The 6,906-nt window shown below is 38.9% G+C and carries 5 protein-coding genes and 1 pseudogene; 5 read left to right on the forward strand and 1 reads right to left on the reverse strand.

Annotated features, from left to right (window positions below; genetic code table 11):
- Window positions 1-5: 5 nt before the first annotated feature.
- A complete protein-coding gene (locus WSC_RS0111045; protein ID WP_016955988.1) occupies window positions 6-956 on the reverse strand; it encodes an acetylxylan esterase in 951 nt (316 codons plus the stop codon).
- Between the two features lie 217 nt (window positions 957-1,173).
- Here WSC_RS0111045 and WSC_RS25550 point away from each other — a divergent pair.
- From WSC_RS25550 to WSC_RS0111075, 5 genes and pseudogenes are all read left to right on the forward strand, one after another.
- Window positions 1,174-2,182 (forward strand): annotated as a pseudogene (locus WSC_RS25550) (response regulator).
- Window positions 2,182-3,147 carry a sensor domain-containing diguanylate cyclase gene (locus WSC_RS0111060; RefSeq protein ID WP_016955991.1) on the forward strand — a complete coding sequence of 322 codons (966 nt, stop codon included), beginning with the start codon at window positions 2,182-2,184 and terminating at the stop codon, window positions 3,145-3,147. Before WSC_RS25550 ends, WSC_RS0111060 begins: the two are co-directional and overlap by 1 nt.
- Before the next feature lie 170 nt (window positions 3,148-3,317).
- Window positions 3,318-4,244 carry an ABC transporter ATP-binding protein gene (locus WSC_RS0111065; protein ID WP_016955992.1) on the forward strand — a complete coding sequence of 309 codons (927 nt, stop codon included), beginning with the start codon at window positions 3,318-3,320 and terminating at the stop codon, window positions 4,242-4,244.
- On the forward strand, window positions 4,241-4,975 hold the full coding sequence (locus tag WSC_RS0111070; protein WP_026016801.1) for an ABC transporter permease subunit: 735 nt from the start codon (window positions 4,241-4,243) through the stop codon (window positions 4,973-4,975). The genes WSC_RS0111065 and WSC_RS0111070 overlap by 4 nt, the downstream gene beginning before the upstream one ends.
- A gap of 16 nt (window positions 4,976-4,991) precedes the next feature.
- Window positions 4,992-6,830 (forward strand): GldG family protein, encoded by a 1,839-nt coding sequence (locus tag WSC_RS0111075; protein WP_016955994.1) that lies wholly within the window; start codon window positions 4,992-4,994, stop codon window positions 6,828-6,830.
- Window positions 6,831-6,906: the final 76 nt, after the last annotated feature.

Genomic DNA, 6,906 nt, shown 5'->3' on the forward strand with positions numbered 1-6,906 from the left:
AAAGCCTAGATGTCGGCAAAAAATTCACTTAACTCGTTTAATAGCAGCCTAGATTCTTGCTGTTGTTCTGGATACTCATAGTGGCCCGCAGTCAAAACATATAGCTGTTTTTCACAATTTAGTGCGTTGTAAACCGCAAACTGCCCAGGCGGCGCAACCATAGGATCAAAACGAGCGGCGGCAATATGTACAGGCACATTTATGTATCTCGCCGCTATTGCAGCATCGTAATATGACAAAGTCGTTAAAACTGCTTCTGGATGTTTGCGGCAATATAGTTGCACTGCTGCACCACTACCTGTTGTTTTGAGTGCCAGTCTGAGTAAGTGATTACCAAAACTCGGTACGTTAAAATGCGCTTTTTTGATGCGTGAATCCCACGCCAATGCCATCGCACCAATTCCACCGGAAAAACTAATACCTAATAAACCTATATGGCCAGAAAGATGAGGAAACAATCTAAGTAAACAACTTACTGAGGTCCAAATATCTTCAACACAACCTCGAAATATATATTGTTTGGGTTTATCTATATCATGCAAGACGTGCCAATGTGGTTGGGAAGAAACGCCGGGATAATGACTTAAACTTAAGCCTCTATGACATATAAACAGCAACGCACTGTCATGATTAAAGGGCAGATGAAAATCTGGCTCGCTGCGTCCGCCATAACCATGGCCAATAACAAAACCGCGTTTAATTTCCCCTGACGCTGGTAAGCATAACCAACCTTTTACAGTTGCATTGTCGGTTGAACGAAAAGCAATTTTAAAAACTCTTAAATTGTCTCTTGTGATGCCAGTGTCAATTAACTCAGGGTGAGGCGCGACACTTAATGATTCACTCAGTTTGTGCCGCCAGAATGATTCGTAATCATCCGGTGTTTCTGGTGATTTAACCCTAAGCAGTTGGTCAAGTGTGTAACCATATGAAGGGTCAAAATCGAAATGTGGCATTAAACTTTCCCGCAACGCAACTATTCAATAAAACTAACACACTATGAGGGGATAAAAAACACCAATTGCACTTTAAACCTAGGAGCAATAATGATTTTGCCTAGTTTTTATACGCTTAAACAAAAAGTTGTAAAAATTTAGTTGCTTAATTGCCGTTTGTGTCCAACACTATTTGTATAAATTTCCATTTTTCATCAGTTAAATAAGAAACAAAAGTATGGCTATACCGGTTTTAATTTGCGATGACTCAAGTTTTGCTCGAAAGCAGATGGCACGAGCCTTGCCTGAAGGCTGGGAAGTAGAAGTCAGCTTTGCATGTAATGGTGAAGAGGCAATCCAAGCAATAAAAGAAGGCAAAGGTGAAATAGTTTTTTTAGACTTAACCATGCCTGTACTTGATGGCTTTGGCACGCTGGCACAAATAAAGCAGCAAGACTTAAATGCTATGGTGATTGTTGTATCTGGTGATATTCAACCAGAAGCGCATACCGAAGTTATGGGATTAGGAGCAATGGAGTTTATAAAAAAGCCTGCTTCCAAAGAAAAAGTATTAGAAGTACTGAAACGATTCGGTGTGATTTAACCCCAAAATAGAGAAAGTATTTGTGACTCAAACCGCGAATGTATCCATAACAGAAGACCAAAGAGATTGTTACCAAGAAATTAGCAATGTTGCCATGGGGCAAGCTGCTGATTTATTGGCTCGGCTTTTAGGTGTCAAAGTTATTTTACCTATACCTGTGGTTAACCTGATTGAGGTTAACGAACTGCGTATGGCATTAAGTGGTATCGAGAATTCAGAAACGGTTTCAGGTGTTTGTCAGGGATTTATAGGTAATGGAATATCGGGCGAAGCCTTATTAATATTTAACGATACCAGCTTTAATGATATTTCTGACCTACTAAAATATGGGGGCGTTGCGGATAAATCGCTGGAATTAGAGTTATTGATGGATGTAGCCAACATTTTAATCGGCGCTTGTTTGCGCGGCGTTGGTGAACAACTCGATGTTGGATTTAGCCAAGGACACCCGGTTGTGTTGGGGCAGCATGTAAACTTAAATGATTTAGTTGCTGCTAATAATTACCGATGGACTAAAACATTGGCGATTGAAATCAACTATAAAATTGAAGGTTACAACATTAATTGTGATTTGTTGCTTTTGTTTGCCGAAGACGCAATAGAAGTATTGAATAGAAAAGTTAACTACTTACTGGAAGATTGATGGCTGATAATTCGTCTGACAATTTCAAAGAATTCCATTCTTACATGGCGATGCTACAAAACTTAGACGTAGGGCTAGTTGTACTCGATCGTGAATATCGCATTCAATTGTGGAATAACTTTATGGAAAGCCATAGTGGCTTACATCCATATGAAGTTCGTGACAAACAATTGTTTGAAACTTTTCCAGAAATTAATGAAGAGTGGTTTAGACACAAAGCCGAATGTGTATTTCAACTGAATACTCGAGCCTTTACCACTTGGGAACAACGTCCTTTTTTATTTAAATTCAAAAATTATCGACCCATTACGGGGTCGGCTGAATTTATGTATCAAAACATTACGATAATCCCACTCGATTCATCTGTCGGTATTGTCGAACGCATTGGTATTATCGTTTATGACGTAACCGATGTTGCAGTTAATCGCATTGAATTAAAAGCAGTAAATGACGAGTTAAAACGATTATCTCGTACTGATAGGTTAACAGGTTTGTACAACCGTGGTTATTGGCAAGAATGCGCTGAGCGCGAATTTAAACGAGGACAACGTACAGGTCGAGTAACCTCGTTACTTATGTTTGATATTGATCACTTTAAACATGTCAACGATACATATGGTCACCCTGCAGGTGATGCTGCCATTAAAAACACCGCTGACCAACTTGTTATGAATATGCGGGAAACCGATGTAGCAGGGCGTTATGGTGGTGAAGAATATGCTATGTTGCTAGTAGACACCACGGCGGAAAACGCCAAAATATTTGCCGATAGATTACGAGAGCATATAGCTGCTTCAACAGTGCATTACCAAGATGTGAGTTTTCAATATACCGTTAGTATGGGCATTGCTGAATTAAATGATGATATTAAAAGTGTCGATGAATGGATTGATGCTGCAGACCATGCTTTATATGAATCTAAAGAAGGTGGCCGCAATACTGTAACTATTTACAAAAAATCTTAGCGCCCACTAAACCACGAATATAACCCAGTTAGCTGGGTTATATTCAAGTCGCTTTGGTATATGTCTGAATATCCGCGTTATTTTTCTACATAATCCCTTGATATTAGCCTTGTGAGTTCATATCTTGTTTGAGTTTAATAAACTCTAAACATAATGGAGAGCAAGCGCTTATGATCCAAATTAAAAATCTAATAAAACGTTTTGGTGACTTTGTAGCTGTGGACGGCTTACAGCTGGAAGTCAAACCGGGCGACATAGTCGGGTTTCTCGGGCCCAATGGTGCGGGTAAATCAACTACTATGAAAATGCTCACTGGCTTTTTGCCACCAACCAGCGGTGAAATCGTTATTGACGGCGACACGTTAAGTAAAGCACCATTGAAAATTAAAAGGAAAATCGGCTATTTACCTGAAGGTGCGCCAGCTTATGCCGATATGACAGTACTGCAGTTTTTACACTTTATTGCCCAAGTTCGCGGTTTTAAAGGTAAGGATAAAAAACAACGCATTAAAGACGTGGTTGACAAAGTAGAACTGCAAGATGTACTCAATCGCCCAATTGAAAACTTATCAAAAGGTTTTAAACGCCGAGTTGGCTTAGCCCAAGCTATTATTCATGATCCACTTATTTTGATTTTAGACGAACCAACCGATGGTTTAGATCCAAATCAAAAACATCAAGTTCGCAAACTTATTCAAAACTTATCTAAAGATAAAATTGTTATCATCTCAACGCATATCCTAGAAGAGGTGACTGCTGTTTGTAATAGAGCTGTGATTATCGCAAGTGGCAAAAAAGTATTTGATGGTACGCCAAAAGAATTACAAGAAAACTCTAAATTCCACAATGCAGTGACTATAGAGTTTGAAGGTGATAAACCAGATATTTCACAACTTAAACTAGCACCTGGTGTGACAGATATAGTTGAACGTGACCAACATACAATTTCAGTTATTGGTCATGAATCATATGAAAGTTTATTCCCACAAATAATGGATTTGGTTCATCTACAAGGTTGGCACATTAAAGCTATGTATAACGAAGTTGGCCAATTAGATGATGTATTTAGAAGCTTAACTACAGAGGAGGCTGCATAACTATGGTTGGTGTTATTTTTAAACGCGAGTTTTCAAGCTTTTTTGCAACACCAGTTGCATACGTATTTATTTTTATGTTTTTAATGCTCAGCGGTGTGTTTACCTTCTTTTTTGGTAACTTATTTGAACGCGGCCAAGCCGACTTACAGCCATTTTTTAATTTTTTACCTTGGTTGTATTTGTTTTTAGTACCGGCTATGGCGATGAAAAGTTGGGCGGAAGAACGTAAATCCGGCTCAATTGAATTGCTGATGACTCTGCCAATTACCACAGGCCAAGCTGTTGTCGGTAAATTTTTAGCTTCATGGTTAGTCTTAGGTTTAGCTCTGTTGTTAACCTTTCCACTATGGCTAACAGTTAATTATTTAGGCCAACCGGACAATGGGACGATATTAGCCGCATATCTGGGTGGCTGGTTATTAGCAGGTGCATTTTTGGCTGTTGGTCACTGTATGTCGGCACTGAGTAAAAACCAAATTATCGCCTTTATCTTAACCGTAGTGGTTTGTTTCGCATTTGTACTAAGCGGCACACCTATTGTACTTAACGCTCTCAAAGGTTTTGTACCTAGTTTGGTGTTGGATACTGTGGCGTCTTTTAGCTTTATGTTGCACTTTGAAGCTATCAGCAAAGGTGTATTGAGCTTAACTGATATCGTTTATTTTGTTGTTAGCATGTTTGCTTGGCTAACGGCGTGTTTTTTAATTGTTGAATATAAAAAAGCGGACTAATAAAGGATAAATACCAATGAAAAAAATGAGTTTATCTGTTGGTTTAACCGCTATCTTAGTTTTATTTGTGGCGGTTACCTATTTAAACAACACCTTTTTAAACCCTTATCGGTTAGATTTAACCGAAAATAAGGTTTATAGCTTATCGCAAGGTTCAAAAAATATCTTAGATAAAATTGACGAACCCGTGCATTTATATTTCTTTTTCTCAGACAAAACCTCCGAAGGATTAACCCAAATTCGCAGTTATGCAGAGCGGGTGAAAAATCTGTTAGAAGAATATCAACTCTATAGTAAAGGCAAACTTAAGCTACATATCATCGATCCAGAGCCATTTTCAGAAGATGAAGATAAAGCCGCTGAGTTTGGTTTAACCGCAGCGCCTGTCGGTGGATTAGGCGAGAGTTTATATTTTGGCTTAGGTGGCCGAAATTCATTAGATGCACAAGAAATTATTGCCTTTTTTGATCCAAATAAAGAAGAGTTTTTAGAGTACGACATCAGTAAGTTACTGCAAAATTTAATTGAACCTAACTCAATTAAAATCAGCATAGTCACTGATTTGCCAATTGCTGGCGAACCACAAATGCCAATGAACCCTATGATGATGCAGCAACAACAGCCGCAGCCTTGGGTATTCTATGAGCAGTTGCAACAAATGTATCAAGTTGAAATGGTCAATGCAGATGCAACCAGTTTGCCTACAGATACTGACGTATTAATGTTAATTAACCCTGCAGAGCTTTCTGACAAACTTGCTTACGCCATTGACCAATATGTCGTAAACGATGGTAGTGTACTTGCTTTTGTTGACCCACATGCAGAACAACCAGCAAACCCAATGGCCGCAGCTTCTGGTGTAGCTTTAACTGAGTTTTTAACGGCTTGGGGTATCGAATTTAATGTGCAAGACGTTGTGTTAGATGCAATGTCAGCACTTGAAATTAGAATGCCATCAGGTGGCGTTGGTAAACATTTAGCTTATTTAGGTTTATCCAGCCAAACAATAGATAAAACCGATGCGGTAACCAACCAGTTAGAAAGCATTAATGGTGCATCTTTTGGTGTGTTAAAAGTTAACCAACAAGCAACTGCTGACGTTCAAACATTAATGTCGTCAACCAGCGAAGCAGGCTTAACAACAGCTGCTATTTACGCGAGTTTGCAAGATCCCAAAGCGCTATTTAAAAATTACCAAGCAAGTGGTGAAGAATACAATTTAGCCCTGCGCTTAACCGGTGAAGTTAATTCGCGTTTTAAAGATGATGAGAGCAAACAACAAAATGGCTATAAGTCGCGCAGTAGCAAAGCAAACATAATTGTAATTGCTGATACTGATTTATTAGCAGATAGATTTTGGGTGCAAAAAAGTAATTTCTTCGGCCAAACAATTGCTTCAGCTTTTGCCAATAATGGTGATTTAGTTGCCAATGCGGTCGAAAACTTAGGCGGAAGTCACGATTTAATCAGCATTCGAGCTCGTGGTAAATTCACCCGTCCGTTTATCAAAGTTAAAGAAATCGAAGTAGCCGCAGAAGCTAAGTTCAGATCAAAAGAACAGCAGTTGCAAGCGCGTTTGCAAGAAACTGAAGCTCAGTTAACTCAATTGCAAAGCCAACAAGGCGAGGGCGGCGCTTTAGTGATCACTGCAGAGCAAGAGCAAGCGATTAATAATTTTATCAAAGAGAAGTTATCTATTCGCAAAGCCTTACGCGATGTACAGCACCAGCTTAATCAAGATATTGAATTGCTTGGTTCACAAATCAAGTTTGTAAATATCATAGCTGCGCCTTTGGTTTTGACCTTTTTATTATGGTTATTCAGTTTGCTGTTTAAGCGCAGAAAACTCGCTTAAACAATTATTGGAGGTAAACAATGACAAATAGAATCATTACCTTTTTAGCTTTAACCGCAGCCATAGTTATGGCTGG

Source organism: Catenovulum agarivorans YM01 (assembly GCF_000281085.1).
Lineage (GTDB): Bacteria > Pseudomonadota > Gammaproteobacteria > Enterobacterales > Alteromonadaceae > Catenovulum > Catenovulum agarivorans.